This window comes from Paenibacillus segetis (assembly GCF_014639155.1).
Classification (GTDB): domain Bacteria; phylum Bacillota; class Bacilli; order Paenibacillales; family Paenibacillaceae; genus Fontibacillus; species Fontibacillus segetis.
Genome location: NZ_BMFT01000009.1, coordinates 1 through 24073 on the forward strand (window position 1 = coordinate 1; position 24073 = coordinate 24073).

A 24073-nucleotide genomic window follows, 5' to 3' on the forward strand; every position below is an offset into this window, starting at 1 on the left:
GGTTCCACACGTACCCATCCCGAACACGACCGTTAAGCCCTCCAGCGCCGATGGTACTTGGACCGCAGGGTCCTGGGAGAGTAGGACGCCGCCAAGCAAACTTAAAGAACCACTACCGAATTAACTCGGTAGTGGTTCTTTTGCTATATACATGATCAAGTTTTTGATTTTATATTAAATATGATAAAGTCACCGTATCGAATGAACTGATTTTTACGTTTATATAAGTGTTAGAACAAATAAAAGGAGGTGCGCTGGGATAATGGTTTATGATCAAAGCCTGAAACAAGATGAGGCACATAATAATTTTGCCCGGTGGGTCCAGTCGCATCAGTCCGGATTAAGGCAGTATTGTCGCTCCCTCACAGGGTGTTCTGAAGAAGCTGATGATCTTGTGCAGGAGACGTGGTTGAAGGTTTGGATGGTTGCATTAAAGAAGGGTGAGGAACTGGATATCAACAAATCCTTTTTGTATCAAATCGCGAGCCATGTATGGATCGATCGGTACCGTAAGAAGAAGATTACAACTGATTCGTTACCGGTAGACGAAGACTTACCTAATGACAAACAGATCGATTCGTTTAACCTTTGGATGGCGATGGAAACGATGGTAACTCGTCTACCAGTTAATCAGCGCATAACACTGTTGTTAATGGATGTTTTTCGGTATACCGCAGGGGAAACAGCAGAGTTGCTAAATTCAACTGAAGGGGCGGTAAAGGCGGTACTTCATCGTGCCCGTATGAAGCTAAGAACGGTGAAGGAGATCTCCAGCGAGATCGATGATACAGACACGAATAAGATTGAACCAGGGCAATCCAAGGTCGATGAGAAAATCGTATATGCTTATCTGGAAGCTTTTAGAGAGCAGAATACGACAGCCTTAATTATGCTAATGAATGATAATAGCTCATTGGATGTGGTCCCAGCTATGCTAAATCGTCGCAGAGACAATCAGGTGCAAAGAGTATCTAAATTGGTGAGTAATACAACTCCATATGCCATTGCGGCTTAATTTGAGGGGGCGTGTAGATGAGTACAGTTATTCCATATGTCATTGAACAAACAGGTCACGGGGAGCGTTCCTATGATATTTACTCAAGATTGCTGAAGGATCGCATTATCTTTCTAGGCTCTGCAATCGATGATCAGGTTGCCAACAGCATTACTGCACAGATGCTATTGCTTGCTGCTGAAGACCCGGAGAAAGATATTCATTTTTATATTAATAGTCCTGGTGGATCGACCTCAGCTGGGTTCGCCATCTATGATACGATGAAATATGTGAAACCGGATGTGCAGACGATTTGTTCGGGTATGGCCGCATCCTTTGCTGCGATCTTGTTGTTATCTGGAACAAAGGGCAAGCGTTTTGCGCTCCCTAACAGTGAGATTATGATTCATCAGCCTCATGGTGGTGTCCAAGGACAGGCAAGTGATATCGAGATCAGTGCGAGACGAATTATTCGGATCCGCGAGAGACTAAATAGCATTGCTGCAGAGCAAACGGGTCAGCCGATAGAACGAATTGCCAAGGATATGGACCGGGATTATTTCATGTCTGCGGAGGAAGCCCTCGAGTATGGAGTAATAGATAAAGTCATCCATCAAGAAAGAGCATAGGCTCATATCAGACGAAGAAGATCATTTTCCTTTTTAAGGAGAGTGATCTTTCTTTTGTTAATGGAGAATGTTTTTAAATGATTTAGGGCAAAAATAGGTGCGTATAGATATGCTCTATTGTGTATGTGTACACGTACCAGAGACACTCGAATGCTGGTAGAAGACTCCCTGAGATTCCAGCCGCTTATTCTTGACAGGCTATAGGCCCTTTGCTAAGATGGCAATAATATATTTTCGTAAGTGTCGCTCTGGCCTTGATTTTAAAGGATAATCGGCCAACTAGAAATAAAAAATAAGGAGGACAAATCAAGGTGTGGGAGAGTAAATTTAATAAAGAAGGCTTAACGTTTGATGATGTTCTATTGGTTCCACGTAAATCGGAAGTGCTACCTAAAGAGGTTGATGTGTCCACAAGACTCAGCGATAAGGTAAAGCTGAACATTCCATTAATTAGTGCAGGGATGGATACGGTAACGGAGGCTGCCTTGGCGATAGCGATCGCTAGAGAGGGTGGCATGGGGGTCATCCATAAGAATATGTCGATCGAACAACAAGCCGAAGAAGTGGATCGGGTAAAACGTTCGGAGAGCGGTGTAATTACCAATCCATTCTCACTTACACCGGATCATCTTGTCTCGGATGCGGAAGTTGTCATGGGCAAATTCAGAATTTCTGGTGTGCCTATTGTTGATGATACGAAAAAACTCGTAGGTATTCTTACCAATCGTGACCTACGCTTTGTCCACGATTATAGTATTAAGATCAGTGAAGTCATGACACATGAGAACCTGGTAACAGCGCCTGTAGGAACAACTCTTCAAGAGGCTGAAGGCATTCTTCAAAAGCACAAAATTGAGAAGCTGCCATTGGTTGACGAGAACAACATCCTTAAAGGTCTTATTACCATTAAAGATATTGAGAAAGCCATTCAATTCCCTAATGCAGCCAAAGATTCTCAAGGCCGATTAATCGTTGCGGGCGCTATCGGGATTGGTAAAGATACATTTGAACGGACTGACGCACTAGTTAAAGCGGGTGTAGATGCGATTACTGTGGATTCAGCGCATGGCCACCATATCAATATTATCGAGGCTGTAGCTGGCCTACGTGCACGTTATCCGGAGCTTACAATTATTGCTGGTAACGTAGCTACAGGTGAAGCTACACGAGCTCTAATTGAAGCGGGAGCATCTGTTGTCAAAGTCGGCATTGGTCCAGGCTCTATTTGTACAACACGGGTTATCGCTGGTATCGGCGTACCGCAAATTACAGCCATTTATGATTGTGCTTCAGTAGCACGTGAATATGGAATTCCAATTATCGCTGACGGAGGTATTAAATACTCTGGTGAGATCACCAAGGCGATTGCTGCAGGCGCTCACGCGGTTATGTTGGGTAGTTTGTTTGCTGGTACAGAGGAAAGCCCAGGCGAGTCAGAGATTTATCAGGGTCGCCGCTACAAGGTATACAGAGGTATGGGTTCACTCGGCGCTATGAAGATGGGTAGTAAAGACCGTTATTTCCAAGAGGACGATAAGAAGCTTGTGCCAGAAGGAATCGAAGGTCGTGTTGCTTATAAAGGACCACTTTCCGATACGATTCACCAATTGCTTGGCGGTCTACGTTCCGGTATGGGATATTGTGGTACACCATCTCTAGATGTATTGCGTAATGATACACAATTTATTCGGATCACAGGAGCAGGCCTTCGCGAAAGTCATCCTCATGATGTTCAAATCACGAAGGAAGCACCTAACTATTCTGTTTAATTTCTGTTAAATTTTACAATTCACATCAAGCAGGGCGATTTTCGCCCTGCTTGTCTTTTTTTGCGGTATACCCTGTGATAGAATAGATAGAGCAAATGAACGTGAATATGAGAGGAGCTTTAATAGCATTGAAACTTAAAAAATCTAAACCAACAACTACAAAACGGCATCTGGTTCGCAAAAGTGTTGCTTCTGTTTTGTTACTGAACATGTTGTGCTTCTCTCTGGTTCCCGCAATGGCTTTGGCAGAAGGAACTCAAGGAACTCAAACAGAAGCTCCATCAACGAAACCGGCATCTCAAAAGAATGCAGCTAGTAAGATTCCTAGCGTAGAATCGCTAGACCTACAGGTTCGATCTGCTATTTTGCTAGAACCAGTATCTGGCCAAGTACTACTTAATGTAAATGGAGATTTAGCACTTCCTCCAGCGAGTATGACGAAGATGATGACCGAATACATTGTGGCCGATCTCGTCAAAAAAGGACAATTTGCGTGGGATGATGTCGTGACGGTTCGGAAGAATGCCGCCAAAACGGTAGGCTCACGAATTTTCCTAGCAGAGGGAGATCAACATACAATAGAAGAGTTGTATACTGCTATGGCAATGGCATCTGCAAATGATGCTACGGTTGCGTTGGCAGAGCATGTTGCTGGCTCGGAATTGGCGTTTGTAGATATGATGAATGAAGAGGCAAAGCGGATGGGGATGAAGACAGCTCATTTTGCTAACTCTACAGGGCTAGACATTAAGGATATGCCTAAGGAATTCCAACCGGATAGCACGGAGGAAACGGTCATGTCTGCGATGGATGCAGCGATTCTAGCAAAGTATATCGTAACCGACCATCCCGACTTTAACCGATTCACTACGATTCAATCCAAGAAATTCCGTGAACGGGACAAGCAACCGATGATTAACCTGAACTATATGCTCGAAGCAAATAAAAGTGTTACCAACTTCAAACAGTTTGCCTATGAAGGCATGGATGGTTTGAAGACCGGACATACCGCAAATGCGGGAAACTGCTTCACCGGGACTGCTATTAGGAACGGAGTAAGGTATATAAGTGTTGTCATGGGCACATCGAGTGAAAAATCTCGTTTCGTTGAGACTCGCAAGGTACTTGATTATGGATTTAATAACTTTGAAACGAAGCAGATTGTTGCTCCAAAGGTAACGGTTGCTGGTAGTGAATTTGTTACAGTGAAGAAAGCTAAAGACACTCAGGTTCCTCTTGTTACTGATCAAGGGGTGGACTTTGTTATTCCTAAAGGTGCTGACACAAGCACGTTGGAAGCTAAGGTGACGATGAATAATGAGACGTTAACGGCTCCATTGAAGCAGGGGACAAAGGTTGGAACGGTCACGTACTCCTATAAACCGGCTGGAATGGATCAAACACTGGAAAAAACAGTTAACCTGATTACCGCTCAAGATGCGGAGAAGGCAAATTGGTTCAAGTTGTTCATGCGTGCCATTGGTGAGTTCTTCGGAGACCTATTTAATGGAATCAAAAATCTGTTTTAAGATATACAAACCCGACCAAATGGGTTGTATATTTATGGACTATATTGTAAAATTACAAGTTAGATTATACAGGTAGAGATTGTTCTATTAATAAGGGGGCGTGGATATGGAAACCGGAACATCGCGGGTAAAAAGAGGTATGGCTGATATGCAAAAAGGTGGCGTCATTATGGATGTCATGAACGCCGAACAAGCTAAAATAGCTGAGGCGGCAGGTGCAACGGCTGTTATGGCTTTGGAACGTGTCCCTTCAGATATCCGGGCAGCTGGTGGAGTTGCTCGTATGGCAGACCCAACCATTGTTGAGGAAGTTATGAAAGTGGTCACCATTCCGGTTATGGCGAAGGCTCGCATAGGACATTTCGTTGAAGCGAAAGTTCTGGAATCTCTTGGGGTAGACTATCTAGATGAGAGCGAAGTTCTTACACCCGCTGATGAAGTATTCCATATCGACAAACGTGATTTCACAGTCCCATTTGTATGCGGAGCTAAGGATCTTGGCGAGGCATTGCGCCGGATTAGTGAAGGAGCATCGATGATTCGGACCAAGGGTGAACCTGGAACAGGTAACATCGTTGAGGCCGTTCGTCATATGCGTCTCATTAATAGTCAAATTCGTAAGGTACAGAGCTTGTCCAAAGATGAGCTATATGCTGAAGCGAAGAACTTGGGCGTAGCCTATGAATTGCTGCTTGAAGTGCATGAGACTGGTAAATTGCAGGTTGTTAACTTCGCTGCAGGTGGTGTGGCTACGCCGGCAGATGCAGCACTCATGATGCATTTGGGAGCCGATGGTGTATTCGTGGGTTCAGGTATTTTCAAATCGGAGAGTCCTGAGAAATTTGCCCGCGCAATTGTAGAAGCAACCACACATTATACTGACTATAAACTGATTGCCGAAGTTTCCAAGAATTTGGGAGCGCCTATGAAAGGTATTGAAATTTCGAAATTGTCGCCGTCTGAGCGGATGTCTGAGCGCGGCTGGTAATAGGAAGAAGGCCTAGTCATGAAGGTGGGAGTATTGGCGCTACAAGGCGCTGTTGCAGAACATATTGCAAGCATACAAAGTGCTGGAGCCGAAGGAGTGCCTGTGAAGCACCCCGAGCAACTGGGAGAAATCGATGGTTTGATTATTCCTGGCGGTGAGAGCACGACGATTGGTAAGTTGATGAGAAAGTATGGCTTCATCGAGGCTATTACGGAGTTTTCGCATCAAGGCAAGCCGATCTTTGGTACTTGCGCCGGATTGATTGTCTTGGCCAAGGGAATTGAGGGCGAGGAAGAGGCCCACCTAGGCTTAATGGACATTACAGTCTCTCGTAACGCCTTCGGACGTCAACGGGAGAGTTTCGAGACAGACCTTGAGGTAAAGGGACTTACAGAGCCACTGCGTGCTGTGTTTATTCGTGCTCCGCTCATCACTTCAGTAGCCGATGGAGTTGAAGTATTGGCTACTTATCGTGATGAGATTGTCACAGCCCGTCAGGGGCATCTCCTCGTGTCATCGTTCCACCCAGAACTGACAGAGGATTATTCGTTGCATAAGTATTTTGTAGAAATGATTCAAAGAAGTCATGTAGCAGTAAAATAGTACTATTCTTGTTACCTTGACTCCTTTCCAGGGTTGAGGTTGTTTTTTTGCAGGAACACCATGTTTCCGGCGGTTCCCGGCAGTAGGCATATTCTTAAACGCGGATAGTACATAGCTGCTCAGGGATGATTCTAGGAGGGACTACCCAATGTTAGATGTTAAAATATTGCGAAATGAATACCAGCGCGTCGAAGAGGCGCTCAAAAATCGGGGAAAATCATTAAACCTTATTTCGGGTTTTCCACCACTGGATGAGAAACGCCGGGAGCTACTGCAGGAGAGCGAGTCGCTGAAGAGCCGCCGCAATACGGTATCTGCGGAAGTAGCTAAGCGGAAGAAGAACAAGGAAGATGCTGATGAACTGATCGTAGAGATGCGCGAAGTTGGCGATCGAATTAAAGAGTTGGATGATGAAGTCCGCTCTCTTGAGGCTCAGATCGAGGAACTGACGATGGCGATCCCTAATATTCCGAATGATAGCGTACCTATTGGCGCTTCGGAAGATGACAATGTGGAAATTCGTCGTTGGAGTGAGCCCAAGTCATTCTCATTTACCCCTAAAGCTCACTGGGACATTGCGGTGGACTTAGGAATTCTAGATTTTGAGGCAGGAGCCAAAGTAACGGGATCACGGTTTACCTTTTATAAAGGCTTAGGTGCACGTTTAGAACGGGCGCTGATCAATTTCATGATGGATTTGCACAGTAATGAGCATGGTTATGAAGAGATGTTGCCACCTTATATCGTTAATCGTGATAGCCTATATGGAACAGGACAACTTCCGAAGTTCGAAGAGGATCTCTTCAAGCTAACGGAGGACGGTTATTATCTGATCCCGACTGCAGAAGTTCCGGTAACGAACTACCACCGCGATGAAATTCTAACAGGTGAAGAATTGCCACATCATTATGTGGCATACAGCTCTTGTTTCCGTTCAGAAGCGGGTGCTGCCGGCCGTGATACGCGGGGCTTGATCCGCCAACATCAATTCAACAAGGTTGAGATGATCAAAATTGTTCATCCTGATACCTCATATGATGAATTGGAGAAAATGACGCAGAACGCAGAACGTGTGTTGCAATTGCTGCAATTGCCTTATCGTGTACTTGCGCTATGTACAGGTGATTTAGGTTTCACCGCTGCAAAAACGTATGACCTTGAAGTATGGTTACCGGAGTCGGGTGCGTATAGAGAAATCTCCTCTTGCTCTAATGTTGAAGATTTCCAAGCTCGTCGGGCGAATATTCGCTTCCGTCCAGAGCCTAAATCGAAGCCAGAATTTGTGCATACATTGAATGGATCAGGGCTAGCAGTAGGTCGAACCGTAGCAGCGATTCTGGAAAATTATCAATTGGAAGACGGAAGTGTAGAAGTGCCGGAAGTACTTCGTCCTTACATGGGTAATTTGCAGATCATCTCCAAAAGAAAATAAACGTATCGTGAATTGTCATGAGGCAACTCAGAATAGTTCCGCAAACAGTACGAGGTCAACCAATAACTTTGGTTGACCTTTTTTTATTGCAGGGCAGGGAGAAGGGATAATTAGAGAGGGATGGATTGTAAATGTGTATATCTTGCAGAATAAAGCGATTTCATAAATGACAATTTCCTTATGATTGAAGGATGGTTTATTAACGTGTGATAATGGCCGAAACCCTTATGGATAAAGGATTATGTTATCCGCTGTGACAATGCAAAATCGACATATTTACGGTATGACCACATGTTGTCTACAATTTTGTTGTAAGCGCTAGCAACAGCGCGGTTGAGGAAGATAATATTCGAAGGATTGCTTCACTTCGTTTATTATAAAGACAACCTACAATAGAAAACATCAAGAGGAGGAAATGTGTGTGCGTACAAAACAGAAAAAGGGCATAACGCTATTATTGGTTACAGTGATGGCGCTTACGTTGCTCAGTGGTTGCGGTTCAGCGGATAGCAAGGGTAACGGGGGAACAGAGAAGAAGTCGGATACAGCTGCATTCAACAAAGAGGGATATCCTATTGTTAATGAGAAATTGTCGCTATCCATAATGGCTCCAGATATGGGGATTCAGAATTGGAAGGACATGCCTGTTATGCAGGAGATGGAGAAACTGACAGGGATCAGTATTGAATACTTAAATGCACCACGAGATAGCTTTGACACGAAGAAAAATCTAGTGTTTGCAAGTGGGGATTATCCTGACATTTTCTTTGGAGCTAAGTTGACTCAAGCTGAGGAATTGAACTATGGAGGACAAGGTATCCTAATTCCCCTCGAAGATTTGATTAATGAGTATGCGCCAAACATCAAAAAAGTTCTAGATGATCATCCGGATATTCGTAAATCCATTACCGCTCCGGACGGACATATTTACTCCTTGCCTCGGATCGAGTTGTTCCAACCGTGGTACAGAAATCCAATGTGGTATAACAGTAAGATGTTAAAGGCTTTGGATGTGAAGAAAATTCCTGAGACAACAGAAGAATTGTACACGCTTTTGAAACGTGTTAGAGACGAGGATCCTAACGGTAACGGTATTCAGGATGAAATTCCTCTTTCATCTTCTAACGGTACAAGTAAATTAAGAGATATCCGTACTTGGATCCTTGGATCTTTTGGGGCAAATGAAGAAGAAATCTATGTTGATGACCAGGAAAAGGTGCATTATACACCAATGGAAGAGCCCTACAAGGCATATCTAACCTACATGAACAGACTTTGGAATGAGAATTTACTAGATCATGAGTCCTTCTCACAAACCGATGATCAGAAGAAAGCCAAGATTAAAAACAATCAAGTGCTGCTGTTCTCGGAGTGGAATGCATATATGGCACTAGGCGGAGAGCCTAGCACAGAAGATGTAATGTATAGCCCTGTGAAGAGTGATATGGTTGATACTCCTTCTATCGCTAGAAATAAAGGCTTTGCTACGGGTACATTCGCGATTTCTAGCAGTAACCCAGCTCCAGAAGCTTCTATCCGTTGGGTTGATTATATGTACACGACAGAAGGATCTATGTTGTTTAACAAAGGCCCTGAAGGAACACTGTGGAAATATACTGATGATAGCAAAACAAAAATTGAGTATCTACCGGTTCCAAATGGTGAAGATAGAGAAGAATATCGTTCGAAGTTGACTCCTAACTATGGAGTTGGAACACCAATGGTAGTACCTGATGAGCTCTCCAAAAATGAGTTCGAAGAATGGATTGCCATGGAGTCACAAACAAAGCTAATTGATCGTGGAGCAAAAGTTCCGTTCCCAGCTCTGTTCTTGACTGCAGATGAATCCACAGAAGTAACAACACTTCGCTCTGATTTGAGCACATATGTAGCACAGATGGAAGCTAAATTCATTACAGGCCAAGAGTCGTTAGATAATTGGAACAAATACGTCGATACCCTTAAGAAAATGGGTGGAGAACGGTTAGCCGAAGTATATCAAACAGCTTATGATCGTTGGAAGAATAGCTAAGCTAATAAAATAACATAAGAGTAGGGGTGTTCCAGAGCCGTGTAAATGGCTGCTGGAACACCCCTTTCTTGCGTGCAGAGGTATATTTTAATGGGTACTCTATGAAAGTACTCTATGAGGGACAGCGCTGCCCTCATGAGAGGCAAGGGCGCAGTGTAGCAGATAATACCAAACAGCAAGTCTCCAGGTTAATGGAGACTTGCTGTTTTAGCTTATCGTATGCTATTTGGTGTTATTGCTGAACTATACGAGCCCTTTATCCATTGCCTTGCAGATCAGTGTAGCAAAGAGACTATTGGACCAAGCGAACCATTCCCGTGAGAAGTCAGAAGGATCATCTGGATGGAACCCTTCGTGCATATAACCGGTATCTGCATCCGTATCAATTAAGGTTTGAATCAATTCTTTGATCTCTTCGTCATTGTTGGAAGTGAGTGCTTGCATGGACAGTGCCATATGCCACACATAACCTCCTGGTGTATGTGGACTGCCGATACCTTTAGCAAACTTACCTTCAAAGTAGAACGGGTTATCGAAGCTAAGAGCAAATCTGCGTGTATTTTGGTAGATCGGATCATCTACTCCTGCATAACCAATGTAAGGGATTGTGAGCAGTCCTGGAGTACCAGCATCGTCCATCAGGCAGTAGTTACCATAGCCATCGGTTTCATAGGCATATATTTTGCCATATTTCGGATGGTCAACAATACCATAAGTACGGATACCAAAATCGATTTCTTTACGTAGCTTCTCAGCGCGCTCAGCGAGTCTAGTATCATTATAGATTTCCTTGGCGATTTCGATGATATGTCCAAGGATCACAACAGCGAACATATTGCCAGGGATGTTGTAGCCGAATAGATTGGCGTCATCACTTGGACGGAAGGCAGACCAAGACATTCCCGTGTAGTTAACAGGTAGACCACGTCCGTTGTTTTGCAAAGTCTCTGTCTCTTGAACTGTCTGACGGATAAAGTGATAAGGTGACTTCTGTTCATGATGCTGTTCAGTAATGAGAACATTAACGATGGATGTTAACGCTTGGTAACAAGCATCTGTAAATACATCAACTTGCCCTGTTTCTTTCCAGTACGAGTAGAGAAGCTGAACCGGGAAGCAAAGAGAATCGATCTCATATTTACGTTCCCACATCCAAGGATTCAAATTACAATCGTCTGTGGCTCTGTAATGCTTGTCGTTGGCCGTTTCATTAAAAGCATTAGTGTAGGGGTCGATGTTAATATAGAACATCTGGCGGGCTATTAGACCGCTGAGGATGCGCTGTAAATCTGTATCTTCCTTGGCGTAAGGGATGTAGTGACGTACCTGTTCAACTGAATCACGTAGCCACATAGCAGGGATATCCCCGGTGAATACGAAGGTAGTACCATCGTCAAGCAGCTTCGTTGTTGTCTCAAGCGTGTTAGGGAAGCAGTTTCTGAACAATTTTTGCAGCTTGGGATGATGAGCAAGTCGCTCATCGGATTCATTCAGAAATTGTGAAATGGAAGCGGGTAAATTCATGTTAAAAATCCTCCTTATAATTCAAAATGATTTATTTAAGTGGTTGTAGTGCATAGGTTATGATTTGGGCTTTGCCCACAGTGGCTTGCATTTTTCCTTCAACAAGCTGTTTGCAGCTGTGTCTACGCTCTAAGATATCGCTAGAATAGACATTCTCCACCGAGAATGAAGGTTCTAGTGTGAGTTCTTCAGCCTGATGTGCTAAGTTATACCACCGGATCATCACATCTTCATGTTCTAGAGAGAGTTTAAACGCCGATAAAGCAAGTGAAGGACCATGCCATTTTACAAGCTGATATGTTGATGGCAGCGTTGCTTGTTTACGTTCCGTTTGGATATGGAACCAAGGTGACTGATATTGATAAGCCTCAGCAAAGGTCTCCGATTCAATAACTGTTCCAACGTGAGGATAAATGGCAAACTCCACGGTGTGATCACCTAGGCACTGTGCCTCCGGTGTAGGGAACACGCCCCAGTCGCCAAGCTCCGATACGCTGCGTAGAAGGGTGACAGCGATTGTATTTAGTCCGTCGCGCAGCACCTCATATTCGTTAAGACCTTTATTGGCTACGGTTAGACCGAATTTGCCATCGGATACACTGACAAATGCATGCTGATGCTGGGCATTGCTCGGATTGATCCATTCAGGTGCTGGAGTAATATCGCGTTTCGCAGCTTCGAACACTGAATCGGCGAGATGCGTCTTCGCTTCCAGTCCCGTAGGAAATAGCACACGAAGTCGATGGTCTTTGGCTTGGTTATTAAATGAGGCTGAGACCAGAACTCCCTTACCTGACTGTTCAAGGCTAAGTGTTGTAACAATTCTAAGCGTCTGCATTTGCGTCCCGCGAGCTGCCTGTCGTTTGCGGAAAGGTACCATTTTACGCTTTTCTTCTTCGAATAACGCATCCGCAGCCGCTGGGATTTCCCATTCATGTACAATTTCATAGGAGATTCGGTACGGTTCATTTTCTACAAGCGTAATTTGTGCGGGAATACCTTGGGTAGTGAGTGCAACGTCTCCCTCCGGTTGTCTGAATACATATTCATTCCCGATATCTCCGCAGTTCTCATATCTACCTAGACCTTCAAAGGTTTTCTGACTGAGCATGTCCGTTACATCATAAGAACCATCCTTGTGAATCCGTACAGAGATGAATTCATTGGCCATGCCATTGTCTAGAGCAACAAGTGAGCTATGAGGAGCCTGCTGTTTAAGTTTGGCTGCTGTAGGCTCCCATGCAAAAGTTTTGAAGCCAAGTGCCGGAACTCGTCCAGCTTCAAAGGTTAGACGGATCTTACGGGCCATATATGGTTTGCGGAATTGATCCTTAGGCAGTTCATATCCAAATTGAACGCCTAAGTCCTCGGCTTTTGCAGCAATGATGTGGCCGTTGTCATCTAGTAGGCAGCCTTCTTCCAAATGCAGCGGGAGCGCTGCAAGACGTTCGGCAATCGCCGTAGGATTAGGGCCTTCCTTGAAATAGGACTTAGCAGCGATGAGATCAACGCTCACCGTGCCACTGCGATCCCATCCCGTCATATTGAAGATCGTAACAGGAAGACTCGACTCTCCCCAAGCCTTCACGCCAGAGGTATCGATTTGCCCAGCAACGGCTTGCAAGCTCTCCGCAATAATGGCTTCGGTAATATGTCTACTCTTATCAAATCGACCTACCATTTCGCGATGAACTTCATCTACACTACAGCCACAAATACTGTCGTGAGGGTGGTTCTGCATTAGTGTTTTCCATGCGTAGGTTAGTAGTTGGTGCGGATAAGATTTTCCACTGACTAGATGAGCTAGAGCGGCAAGGGGTTCTGCTCCCTTCTCTAGCAGGGTTTGACCAACCTGATTGAGCTGCTTCAGATACACACGTGCCGAAGCCGTGTTGACCAATGTGCCCCAGCCGTCCGTGTGCTGGCTGCGTAGCTCGCCTTCCACGGTTACTAAATCGGCGGGAAGCTGCTGCTTGAGCGCGTTCATATAGTTCTCGAAGCTGGAGTGTACAAAGTCAACATCAGGGAACAATGTCTTAGCTGTATCTATGGCATCGCCTAGATCCTGTTGTACAGGTTGATGATCACAGCCGTTCATGAATAACAGTTCTGGAGTTGAGGCGTATTTCCCGGCATCAGCTAGACGTTTATCCCAGAAAACCTTAGACTCCTCAGGGTCCACAGGGACCTCGTTGCCGTTACTGTACCAGTTAGCGAACAGCAAGCCGACCACTTTTGAACCATCTGGAGAAGACCAGAACATTTCAGAATAGGGGGATTCATAGCTGGAGCTGATATGGTCGATGACCACGTTATCAAATCCAGTAGGTTTTACCCCACGTCCAAACACAGCTGTATCGATATCAGCCTGCTGTAACATTTGAGGTGCTTGGCCCATGTTGCCGAAAGAGTCCGGGAAGTAACCGAGCTTGGAGATCACACCATATTTAGCCGCATCCTGGTGTCCAATGAGCAGATTACGGACATTGGCTTCGGAGCTAGTTAGAAATTCATCTTGAAGGACATACCAAGGTCCAATGATAATACGTCCTTCGGTGATGTATTTCTCAAGTTGCTCTCTTTTCTCAGGGTGCACCTGTAAATAGTCCTCAATAATAATCGTTTGGCCATCAAGGTGGAAGTACCGATAGCGGTCGTCTTCTTCTAAGGTTGTAAGCAGGTCATTCATTAATTCTGTTAGCAGGTAGTGATGATGCTCGTAGGGCATGTACCATTCCCGGTCCCAATGCGTATGGGAGATCAGGTGAGCTGTTGTACGGGTCATAATTAAAACCTCCTATGATCAAAGACATTCGTATGAAGGTTCACATATCTTGAACGAAATCTCAATATGTATGATTTGCACGCCAGAACAGAGGGATAAAAACAACACATCATACAATCACGGGACCAAAATAAAACAACAATAAAAAATAATGAAAGCCCTTTTATAACAAGGTGTTGATGTCTGCCGGACTGACAATGCAGATTCTACATATTTACGGTGACCGTCTATATTCTCTACAATTTTGACTGTAAGCGTTAGCAGCTAGAAGCTAGGCACTCAGAGAAAGGAGAGGATATAGGAAAATGAAGGAACATGGTAAAGCGACTGCGATTAAGAGAAGAAGTCTACGCGGAGACTCATTGACCGGAAGAATCATAAAGAATTGGGAGTTGTATCTATTCATTGCCCCTGCATTTTTATACTTCCTTATTTTTCATTACGGCCCGATGTACGGAATTCAAATTGCGTTTAAAAATTTCATTCCGACAAAAGGGATCATGGGAAGTGAATGGGTAGGATTTCAACATTTCGAACGTTTTTTTAATTCTTATTATTTCTGGGATTTATTATGGAACACGCTGAGTCTCAGTTTTTACGAGCTTGCTATAGGCTTCCCGCTTCCTATTCTATTAGCACTTGCTTTTAACGAAGTGAGAAACGGTTTTTTCAAAAAAACGGTGCAAACGATTACTTATGCCCCACATTTTATTTCTGTCGTCGTCATGTCAGGGATGATCATCACCTTCTTGTCACCCTCAACAGGAATGATAGTCAAAATGATTGAATTCGTGGGCATCGATGCCCCAGCTTTTCTGACGGATCCTCGTTGGTTCAAGACCGTGTATGTATTATCCGGTGTATGGCAAAGTACGGGATGGGGGACGATTATTTATCTAGCCGCGCTATCAGGTGTGGATCCTCAGCTACATGAAGCAGCGATTGTGGATGGAGCGAGTCGATTTAAACGTGTGCTGCATATTAATCTACCTATGATCATTCCTACCATTACCATTCTATTGATTCTGAATGTAGGTAATATTCTGGGAGTAGGTTACGAGAAGGTTCTCTTGTTGCAGAACCCACTTAATATGGATTCGGCGGATGTTATTTCAACGTTTGTATACCGTTCGGGTCTAGTGAGTGCGCAATACAGCTTCTCCACAGCCGTTGGATTGTTCAATTCGGTTGTAAATGCCCTTATGCTCATTACCGTTAATAGAATTGCTAAACGTACAAGTGACACGAGTTTATGGTAACCAGAAAGGAAGGAGGACCGAGATATGGCTGTTAAGGCAATTAAAGAATCAAAAACGGACAAGCTATTTCTTACCGCAAACTATATTTATTTGATGGTGGCTTTTATCGTCGTTCTGTATCCAATCGTCTATATTATTAGTGCATCTCTAAGTGACCCTAGCTATGTAAGCTCGGGTAAAATGTGGCTGTTTCCTAAGGGATTTACATTGAATGGGTACAAACTAGTGTTTGAGAATCCGAAAATTTGGACGGGGTATGGAAATACGATTATATATACCTTCTTGGGCACGATGCTAAATTTAGTGATTACTTTACCGGCGGCATACGCCCTTAGTAGATCTGATTTTGTTGGACGTAAGTTTTTTATGGGTATGTTCCTAGTGACGATGTTCTTCAACGGGGGGCTTATTCCAACTTATTTGCTGGTCAAAAATTTGGGGCTAATCAATTCAATGGGAGCTCTTATTTTACCCGTAGCCGCATCCGTCTATAACATCATTGTAGCCAGAACATTCTTTCAATCGAGTATTCCTAAAGAGCTTCAAGAGGCTGCTTATATCGACGGCTGTACGAATATCAAGCTGTTTATACGCATTGTGATACCACTATCCTCGGCCATCATAGCTGTTATGGCTTTATTTTATGGAGTGAGTCACTGGAACAGTTATTTCCCTTCGCTAATCTATCTGAATGATGAAGCTAAATATCCTCTGCAAATGGTACTGAGACAAATCCTGGTCCTTCAAGAAATGACAGCAGAAACAACAGGTTCAGCAGTCAGTGGCGATATTGCGATAGCTATGAATAACAAAGCTGAAATTGCATCGCTAGTGAAATATGCAGTCATTATTGTTTCGACACTTCCGATCATTGCTGTGTACCCATTCTTGCAGCGTTACTTCGTACAGGGAGTTATGATTGGATCGGTGAAAGGCTGATCGATTGAGATTAGAGCTTGTTAACAATACCCATGAAAAAATTTCAGGAGGCAAATCATGAAAATTACAAGGCATCCCAATAACCCGATTGTAGTCCCTGGAGGCTATGAGTGGCGTAAAGTAACGGTGTTTAACCCTGCAGTTATTATTGATAACGACAAATTTTATATGATCGAAAGAACCGCTGGCTCGCTTACTCCATGTAAGAACTTCCTAGGCTTGTTGGAGAGTGAAGATGGGGTTAACTTTACCCATGTTAAGGATGAGCCGATTGTGACTCCAGATATGCTAGGTTTTCCATACGGGAGTGTTCAGGATCCGCGGATTGTAAAAATAGATGATGTCTTTTACTTGAACTACGCATTGCGCCCTTGTGCGATGAGCTATTACCCTACGGGGAAAGGTGTACCTGAACGCTCTATCCCTTCGTATCCGGACGGTTGGGGGGAAGAGGAAGGGCACTGGTTGACTCGTTCTTCCATCCTTAAATCCACGAACCTGATCGATTGGGAGTTTGTAGCGGATACAACTCCACTTGATATTAATGACCGGGATAATATTTTGTTCCCTGAGAAGATCAATGGCAAATTTGTGCTGCTGCGCCGTCCGGAGGAATACGTAGGTGAAGCCTATGGTACGGAAAAAGCAGCGATGTGGATTACTTATTCAGAGGACTTAATCAACTGGGAGGAGCCTAAGCTATTGGCTAAGGCTGAAGGACTGTCCTGGGAATCCAGAAAAATCGGAGGTTCAACGCCACCGATAAAAACGGATAAGGGCTGGCTGGTACTCTACCATGGAGTAGACGAGGATATTGTATACCGGGTAGGAGCTATGTTATTGGATCTAGAAAATCCAGAGAAGATTATCGCAAGAACGAAAAACTTCATCATGGAGCCGGAAACGTATTACGAAAAATTCGGATATCAAATTCCAAATGTCGTATTCCCGACAGGAAACGTTGTAAAAGATGGATTACTGTACATCTACTACGGAGTAACAGACACGGCAATTGCACTTGCTACCGTTCCGTTGGATGAGCTAGTAGATTATATACTAAACGAACCACAGGTATAATTGTGATCTACAATACTCTGGTACAAAAAAGCTTGAGATCCCGCGCTCGCGCGAGATTTCAAGCTTTTTATTCCTTATCTTGCTCTGCAGGGATATCACTGTCAGAGGCATACATCTTACGATATTGTCCAGGCGTATAGCCTGTCTCCTTCTTGAACTTACGGATAAAGTTCGGAGCGTCCAGATAACCGACACTTTCAATAATTTCTTTGAGTGGGGCATTGGTATTAATAAGCAGTCGGATAACTTCATCCATTCGTCTATGCCAGATATACTGCGAGAAATTACAGCCCATTTTCTCTTTGAAGCTGCGGCTGAGATAGGAGATCGAGACGGAATATTTCAGAGCGACATGCTCCAGACTGAGCGTGTAGTCGGCAAATTTAAGATCTACATAAGTGACAATATTATCAATTAATGATGGTTGTTCGGTCTCCGTATTGTGCTGTACCTGCTGACAGATATGTGCCGTCATGGAGGTTAATTTGTTCTCTAGTTCCCCTAGTGTTTCGAAGGTAGAGTATTTGGAGATGTTCGTGAACACTTCGTTCACGCCTAGCTCAGCAGCTGTACGGAGCAAGGAATTCAAGAGATCGAAGCAGATACACCGTAGTAAGGAATTCGGTAGCGATTCATCTTTGATGGAATCTATTATACTTGCAATCATCTGATCGGCAACAGATTCATTGCCTTGCTTAAGACTCTGCTCTAGCTTCAGCATGGATTTCTTAGGAATCCAAAATGTCTCTGCCGTAGAAGAGGTGATCTCGGATAAATGCTCAAAGTAGGTGACGTGGGAACTGGATCCCATCATACGATTTTCCATCGCTGTTGCAGCCTCTATGAAGGACTGGTTTATTCCGGCAAGATCACTATACACTGTTCCTACACCGATATATGGAATGATCTGGAAGTTGTCAATGACCGTAACTTGGATGGCTTCGATAATCTGCTCAATCTCCGCTTGAATATTTGCCTCATCCACTGCGGGCATAGAGACCATAAGTGCGAACTGATCTGCAGGTGAGAACTCCACCCCGTAAACATATGTATTTAAATCTGACAGCTCAAATTCACCAAGCATTTCCTGCATATGATGACGTACTTGCCGGGAATCTTCACCCTCTTGCGTATCATCCCAAGCTAATATAACAGAGAAGTATTGACCCGGACCATGAGGGAATTCTAGCCCGGCACCTGCGATCATATGCTCAATCTCCGGATCGTCAGGCTTACCATGCTTGAACAGGAGTAATAGGCACTGGTTCCGTACAAAAGGCTCCTGTGTATCTATTGTCGTGCTGTAATTATGAATCGTTTGTTTGATCCAGTCCCATTCATTACGTGTTTTGGAGGTATCCACGTCTTTGCTTTTTAGCTTAGCGAATTCGATTAAGTCCCTGATGGGATGATATTGCCGTTTTGCCAAGACCATGGCAGCAATGATACCCGTCAATACAACGATACAAAAAACCATAAAAATAAGGGTCTGAATATGGGCTACTCTGCTGAAAAATTGATAGCTAGGCATCGTTGTCACATAGGTCCAGTTATTATATGTCGATTTAACGGCAACAACAGAGTGCTTTTCTCCATCGAGCTCCATACTATGGATGCCTGGCTGGAGTGAAGATAAGGTGCCGAGTACCTCTGAGGGCAAGCTTCTCCCACGATTATTGGAGGTAAGTACTTCGCCGTCTTGACTAAATATGTAGCTACTGCCGGAGAAGTCATTAAGTATCGTGTCCATGACACCCATTAACTTCGATTCACTCATCAAATACACCACAGTTCCGTTAGGAAAAGGGTCATTTGGTTTGATAGGAACGAGTAGCGTAAGCAGGGGTTCCTTACGAGAGTTAACGGTTACATTTTCTGCTGGGCGTATAATCGGCTGCTTCGACTCATTAAGATCACGGAGTACATCTTCCTTGCTCCAATTTTCGTAATGATACATTTTGCCGAACACAACATCCAAATCACTTAATCCACGGTAAGAATAAATGATGTTATCATTATGGAAATACAAAAATAATTCCTCAAGTATGCCGCTATTTGCCTTGTAACTGGCTAAAGTACTGATGGCTTCAAGACCATAGTACGGATGGCGAACCATATAAGGAGTTAAATGTTGGTCATAAGCTATTTTGCTAGCGATTTCCTGCAGCTCGTTCATACGATCATCAATCGTCATTTTCACTTGGTTGAGCTGGTTGACATTGGATTGTTCTATTTCAGAGCGTAAACTTGTGACTGCGTTTTCATAAATGAACATCGTGACGATGGTTAAAGGAATGAGAAACATTAAAATGTAGGAAAAAGTATATTTGAGGAGCAGTTTCGATTTGAAATGGTTTCCGAACATTCGGACCTTGGACATGAAAGGTGACTTGAACGTTAGCTTTGCCACGAATGTGTTCCCTCCAATGATGTATGTATCAGGTAACGTTGATCGTTTTCCTATTATCTATTAAATTCAGGTTCCTGTAAAGGTAGACTAGACTAAGCTCAATCGGCATAATCGGCCCTGTTAAAGGTAAATTTTTACTGTAATTCATATTAGTTCTTGCGAGTCTTGTTTCTTATATAGACATAGTCCTTTTCACTAAATTTATAGACATTATATAAAAGAACCCAAACAGGAACTGACACTAAGCATATGATATACAAATGATCTAAGCGTCTGTATTTATATACTACGAGATCAGAAGTATTCATATTTGTTGGAGTTATAACAATGGTAGAGGTGCCGGTAATATGTCTCAAGCGAACATTCCTAATATTACTCCGAGTATAAATGTGACAAGAGAAGATGCCATTAATCTATTATTGTCTTCAGTTGCTCTTGAGGAGATTGGACTAAGTCATATCATTAATGCGGAGGGTGAGAATTTACAATACGTTCTAGGGACGCTCCCTGGCGTGACGATGCCGCAACCCGCAACCCGCAACCATTTCTGATGTGTTACTTATGAACGAAAGTGTGAGGGATACAATTCAATTTTTGTAATGATCAAAAAAGACTTGCTAACATTCAAAGTATATGTTATTATCTATTTTGTTCGCTAATCAGATATGTCATATGGAGAGGTACCGAAGCGGTCATAACGGGGCGGTCTTGAAAACCGTTAGGGTGCAAGCCCACGTGGGTTCGAATCCCACCCTCTCCGCCATAATTTTCAATTAAATTACTCTGATAAGCTAATACAGCCGTTTCCCAGTAGGGAGGCGGCTTTTTGTTATATATTGCCAAAATCATTTGGAATTTACTGGTTGCCTTAATACAAGTTTGATGGCATCGTTAGCTATATAGAGGTTGTGCGTTAGGGATTGGAGGGTATTGTAGATGGTGCATGAGGTTGAAGCACGAACATTGCTATCTAAGCAGAAGCAACCGGAGAATTGGTTCGGAGTGGACTACAATTTAAATGTGTATAGAGGTTGTGTACATGGCTGCATTTATTGTGATTCCCGAAGTGAATGCTACGGAATTGAAGTATTTGAAGATATTACGGTGAAAAAGAATGCTGTGGAGCTATTGAACAAAGAGCTACGTGGCAAGCGACACAAGGGTATGATTGGTACGGGATCAATGAGTGATCCCTATATGCCAATCGAACGTTCTTTGCGGTTGACACGGGGGGTTCTAGAGACCATATTAGCTCACGGGTTTGCTGTCCATACGGTCACGAAAAGTGACCTGGTAGTGCGGGATGCCGATGTGCTAGAAGCCATTAGCCGTAAGACTCATGCCACTGTCGCGGTATCCCTTAGTACAAGTGATGAGAAGCAAGCAGCTTGGATTGAGCCTCATGCACCTTCTCCTAGTGCCCGTATGCAGGCAATGGGCACCCTAGCTAGACAGGGTATATACACGGGAGTGCTAATGATGCCTGTGTTGCCCTTCTTGACTGATAACCGTGCCAATATAGTAAACATAGTGGAGAAAGCGCATGCTAATGGGGCCCAGTTTATCATTCCGTGGTTAGGGATGTCATTACGGGATCGTCAGCGGGATTATTATTACGAGCATTTAGCTAAGAGCACACCAGGATTGGTTAAGCAATATCAAAGAACCTATGGGAATCGCTATAATTGCATGTCTCCGCGTGCTGCAGCACTGTGGGATGTTCTCCGTGAACTTTGTGATAAATACGGTATGACATGTGAGATGAAGGATGTTAAACGCTATGTCCCTCCCGAAGCACCGGAACAACTTCAGTTATTTTAGTTCTAGTTTCATAACGACTACAAGATAAATGTGTATAAAGAAAAGTCATTCGCCACAAATTAATGATGGATACAGAAAGTGAGATGTACAAGGGAGGGACTTTTATCATGACTAAGCCTAAAGGTTACACGACACCAGGAACACAGCCTGCTAACCACGAGAGGAACGAAGAACGTGGACATAGTGGACCAGAGCCATTATCCGGATCTAAAAAGGTGAAGAACCGGAACCATGTCAGCCACAATAATCCTCAGGGAAGTTAATTTTTTCGGACTACCGGGATCATTTCAACATGGAAAATAGTTGATGGATGCCTCAGCATTTCGCTGGGGCATTTTCTTTTGAAAATGAATTAAAGAAGACAGAGCGCTCAGAAAATGTAATAATAAAGATAGGGTCATCACCTAGGTATAGTTGGTGATTAACGATAAGGAAAGAAGGAATTAAAATTATAACCATACTGAAAGGATCGTGATGCGCTTGACCTTCTTCAATTCTTCAAATCATGTAGAATCAATACCCTCTGTAACACATGACAATTTACCTCCGCAATCTGATCTTCAACCTGTTCGCCCACATCATAAGCGAACCCTTGGCAACATCATGCTCCGAACCCTTTTTATCGCGCTTGGAGCTATCATTGTCTCGGTAGCGTTGGAATTATTTCTAGTACCAAATCAAATTACGGATGGCGGAATTACTGGTATATCGGTCATGTCTTCCCATTTAACCGAATGGGCACTTGGTATATTCTTGTTCTTGTTTAACTTACCTTTCCTCATCATAGGTTATAAACAAATTGGTAAGACGTTCGCCATGTCTACTTTGCTAGGGATTACAGTTATGTCAATTGGTACAGCGTTGTTACATCCGGTCGCACCTTTTGTTGATGATACCCTACTGGCATTTGTATTTGGCGGTATTTTACTCGGATTGGGCACAGGCTTGGTTATCAGGTTTGGTGGATCATTGGACGGTACTGAAATTGTAGCCATATTGATTTCTCGGAGAACAGCATTCTCTGTTGGCGAAATTATTATGTTTTTTAACTTCTTTATTTTGCTCTGTGCAGGTTTTGTATTTACATGGGAAAGTGCGCTGTTCTCATTATTAGCTTATTATATAGCGTTTAAGACAATAGATATCGTAGTAGATGGTTTGAATGAATCGAAATCGGTGTGGATTATCAGCGATCAGATTGATGAAATCGGAGATGCCATTCAGAGTCGATTGGGCCGGGGTGTAACTTATTTGTCCGGTGAAGGTGGATTTTCGGGTGATCCGAAAAAAGTTATATTTTGCGTTATTACTCGGTTAGAGGAAGCTAAACTTAAGGAAATTGTAAATCATTACGATGATAGTGCTTTTATGGCAGTAGGAAATATCCATGATGTGAAAGGCGGGCGCTTTAAGAAGAAAGCTATCCATTAGCTAAATTTTAAGTCTCGCATAGACTCACCCTGGTTTATTATATTTAATAAATCCCCACGTGAACTCGTCACGTGGGGATTTTTGTTAGAGCTTATTTGTTATTACGTAGCCGTCTAAAAAACGTAGTGAGCATTGTTGCGCACTCTTCTTGAAGAATACCGGAGGTTACTTCGGTCCGGTGGTTAAACCGAGGCTCCTGAAGTAAGTTCATCAGTGTACCAGCGCACCCTGCTTTGGGATCGGGTGTGCCGTAGATGACATGGGGAACACGACATTGCACGATTGCTCCAGCGCACATCGGACAGGGCTCTAAAGTAACGTAGAGACGGCAATTTAAGAGTCGCCAAGCTCCGATCGTTTCACTTGCTTCACGTATCGCTATCATTTCTGCATGAGCGGTTCCATCGAGATTGCTTTCTCTTAAATTATGTCCTCTACCAACAATTTCGTCGCCTAGAACGATAATAGCGCCAATGGGTACTTCGCCGATGGATTCTGCCTTTCTTGCCTCTGCAATCGCTTCTTGCATCCAATATTCATGCGAATGAGTTGAGAGAGGAGGCTCCGGGATTAATGGTAATGACATAAGATGTATTCAGCTCCTTGGGTTGTTTATAAATAAAGGGATTATGCAACGAACAAATATTCGTTGTTAACATGTTGTGGATAAACCTGTGCACAACCAGAAAAACTTGATCTTTTATCCCCACTATTATACACAATATACACACAATACTTGTTTATATGTGTATAACTTGTGTGTAATATTCTGATTTTCGACGAAAACGCGTTTTTTTGAGGTGTTTTTCCTCAATTGTAGGAAATCGGCATGTGAATATCAACATCTTTGC

Annotated in this window: 19 protein-coding genes, 1 tRNA gene and 1 rRNA gene; 17 read left to right on the top strand and 4 right to left on the bottom strand. The window is 43.5% G+C overall.

Features of this window, described 5'->3' with window-relative positions; translation table 11 throughout:
* The 9 genes from rrf to IEW05_RS25185 all read left to right on the top strand — a co-directional run.
* A 5S ribosomal RNA gene (gene rrf / locus IEW05_RS25145) occupies positions 1-97 on the top strand; the annotation flags it as partial.
* 165 nt (positions 98-262) lie between these two features.
* The gene (locus tag IEW05_RS25150; RefSeq protein WP_188542615.1) at positions 263-1015 is read left to right on the top strand and encodes an RNA polymerase sigma factor; all 753 of its coding nucleotides are present in this window, start codon (positions 263-265) and stop codon (positions 1013-1015) included.
* A gap of 17 nt (positions 1016-1032) precedes the next feature.
* The gene (clpP, locus tag IEW05_RS25155; RefSeq protein ID WP_188542616.1) at positions 1033-1623 is read left to right on the top strand and encodes an ATP-dependent Clp endopeptidase proteolytic subunit ClpP; all 591 of its coding nucleotides are present in this window, start codon (positions 1033-1035) and stop codon (positions 1621-1623) included.
* A 311-nt stretch (positions 1624-1934) separates the two neighbouring features.
* The gene (gene guaB / locus IEW05_RS25160) at positions 1935-3392 is read left to right on the top strand and encodes an IMP dehydrogenase (protein ID WP_188542617.1); all 1458 of its coding nucleotides are present in this window, start codon (positions 1935-1937) and stop codon (positions 3390-3392) included.
* Positions 3393-3520: 128 nt separating this feature from the next.
* Positions 3521-4921 (top strand): D-alanyl-D-alanine carboxypeptidase family protein, encoded by a 1401-nt coding sequence (locus IEW05_RS25165; RefSeq protein WP_373285864.1) that lies wholly within the window; start codon positions 3521-3523, stop codon positions 4919-4921.
* Between the two features lie 106 nt (positions 4922-5027).
* Positions 5028-5909, top strand: coding sequence for a pyridoxal 5'-phosphate synthase lyase subunit PdxS (gene pdxS / locus IEW05_RS25170; RefSeq protein ID WP_188542618.1), 882 nt, complete (start codon positions 5028-5030; stop codon positions 5907-5909).
* 18 nt (positions 5910-5927) lie between these two features.
* Positions 5928-6512, top strand: a complete 585-nt coding sequence (gene pdxT / locus IEW05_RS25175; RefSeq protein WP_188542619.1) for a pyridoxal 5'-phosphate synthase glutaminase subunit PdxT — start codon at positions 5928-5930, stop codon at positions 6510-6512.
* 148 nt (positions 6513-6660) lie between these two features.
* Positions 6661-7944 (top strand): serine--tRNA ligase, encoded by a 1284-nt coding sequence (serS, locus tag IEW05_RS25180; RefSeq protein WP_188542620.1) that lies wholly within the window; start codon positions 6661-6663, stop codon positions 7942-7944.
* Positions 7945-8359: 415 nt separating this feature from the next.
* Complete coding sequence (locus IEW05_RS25185) at positions 8360-9976, top strand: extracellular solute-binding protein (RefSeq protein ID WP_188542621.1); 1617 nt, start codon at positions 8360-8362, stop codon at positions 9974-9976.
* 243 nt (positions 9977-10219) lie between these two features.
* On the opposite strand, the gene IEW05_RS25190 is transcribed toward IEW05_RS25185, so the two are convergent.
* Entirely contained in the window at positions 10220-11500 is a 1281-nt protein-coding gene (locus tag IEW05_RS25190) for a glycoside hydrolase family 125 protein (RefSeq protein ID WP_188542622.1), read from the bottom strand.
* A gap of 31 nt (positions 11501-11531) precedes the next feature.
* Entirely contained in the window at positions 11532-14285 is a 2754-nt protein-coding gene (locus IEW05_RS25195; protein ID WP_188542623.1) for an alpha-mannosidase, read from the bottom strand.
* A 305-nt stretch (positions 14286-14590) separates the two neighbouring features.
* Here IEW05_RS25195 and IEW05_RS25200 point away from each other — a divergent pair, with 305 nt between their 5' ends.
* Genes IEW05_RS25200 through IEW05_RS25210 form a run of 3 tightly spaced genes read left to right on the top strand, consistent with a single transcriptional unit; the run spans position 14591 to position 17560 of the window.
* Positions 14591-15544 (top strand): ABC transporter permease, encoded by a 954-nt coding sequence (locus tag IEW05_RS25200; RefSeq protein WP_188542624.1) that lies wholly within the window; start codon positions 14591-14593, stop codon positions 15542-15544.
* Between the two features lie 24 nt (positions 15545-15568).
* Complete coding sequence (locus IEW05_RS25205; RefSeq protein ID WP_188542625.1) at positions 15569-16483, top strand: carbohydrate ABC transporter permease; 915 nt, start codon at positions 15569-15571, stop codon at positions 16481-16483.
* Between the two features lie 57 nt (positions 16484-16540).
* Entirely contained in the window at positions 16541-17560 is a 1020-nt protein-coding gene (locus tag IEW05_RS25210) for a glycoside hydrolase family 130 protein (protein ID WP_188542626.1), read from the top strand.
* Between the two features lie 67 nt (positions 17561-17627).
* On the opposite strand, the gene IEW05_RS25215 is transcribed toward IEW05_RS25210, so the two are convergent.
* On the bottom strand, positions 17628-19970 hold the full coding sequence (locus IEW05_RS25215; RefSeq protein WP_308420474.1) for a helix-turn-helix domain-containing protein: 2343 nt from the start codon (positions 19968-19970) through the stop codon (positions 17628-17630).
* A gap of 347 nt (positions 19971-20317) precedes the next feature.
* Here IEW05_RS25215 and IEW05_RS25220 point away from each other — a divergent pair, with 347 nt between their 5' ends.
* The 5 genes from IEW05_RS25220 (at position 20318) to IEW05_RS25240 (ending at position 23222) form a co-directional block, all read left to right on the top strand.
* Positions 20318-20521, top strand: coding sequence for an alpha-helical endospore appendage domain-containing protein (locus IEW05_RS25220; protein WP_229753761.1), 204 nt, complete (start codon positions 20318-20320; stop codon positions 20519-20521).
* Positions 20522-20644: 123 nt separating this feature from the next.
* Positions 20645-20733: transfer RNA gene (locus tag IEW05_RS25225), tRNA-Ser, on the top strand.
* Between the two features lie 173 nt (positions 20734-20906).
* The gene (locus tag IEW05_RS25230) at positions 20907-21791 is read left to right on the top strand and encodes an SPL family radical SAM protein (protein ID WP_188542627.1); all 885 of its coding nucleotides are present in this window, start codon (positions 20907-20909) and stop codon (positions 21789-21791) included.
* Positions 21792-21898: 107 nt separating this feature from the next.
* Positions 21899-22054, top strand: coding sequence for a small acid-soluble spore protein P (locus tag IEW05_RS25235; RefSeq protein ID WP_188542628.1), 156 nt, complete (start codon positions 21899-21901; stop codon positions 22052-22054).
* 340 nt (positions 22055-22394) lie between these two features.
* Positions 22395-23222: a YitT family protein gene (locus IEW05_RS25240; protein WP_229753763.1), complete on the top strand. Its 828-nt coding sequence runs from the start codon at positions 22395-22397 to the stop codon at positions 23220-23222.
* 91 nt (positions 23223-23313) lie between these two features.
* Here the strand turns inward: IEW05_RS25240 and tadA are convergent, their stop codons facing one another.
* The gene (gene tadA / locus IEW05_RS25245) at positions 23314-23808 is read right to left on the bottom strand and encodes a tRNA adenosine(34) deaminase TadA (protein ID WP_188542629.1); all 495 of its coding nucleotides are present in this window, start codon (positions 23806-23808) and stop codon (positions 23314-23316) included.
* Positions 23809-24073: the final 265 nt, after the last annotated feature.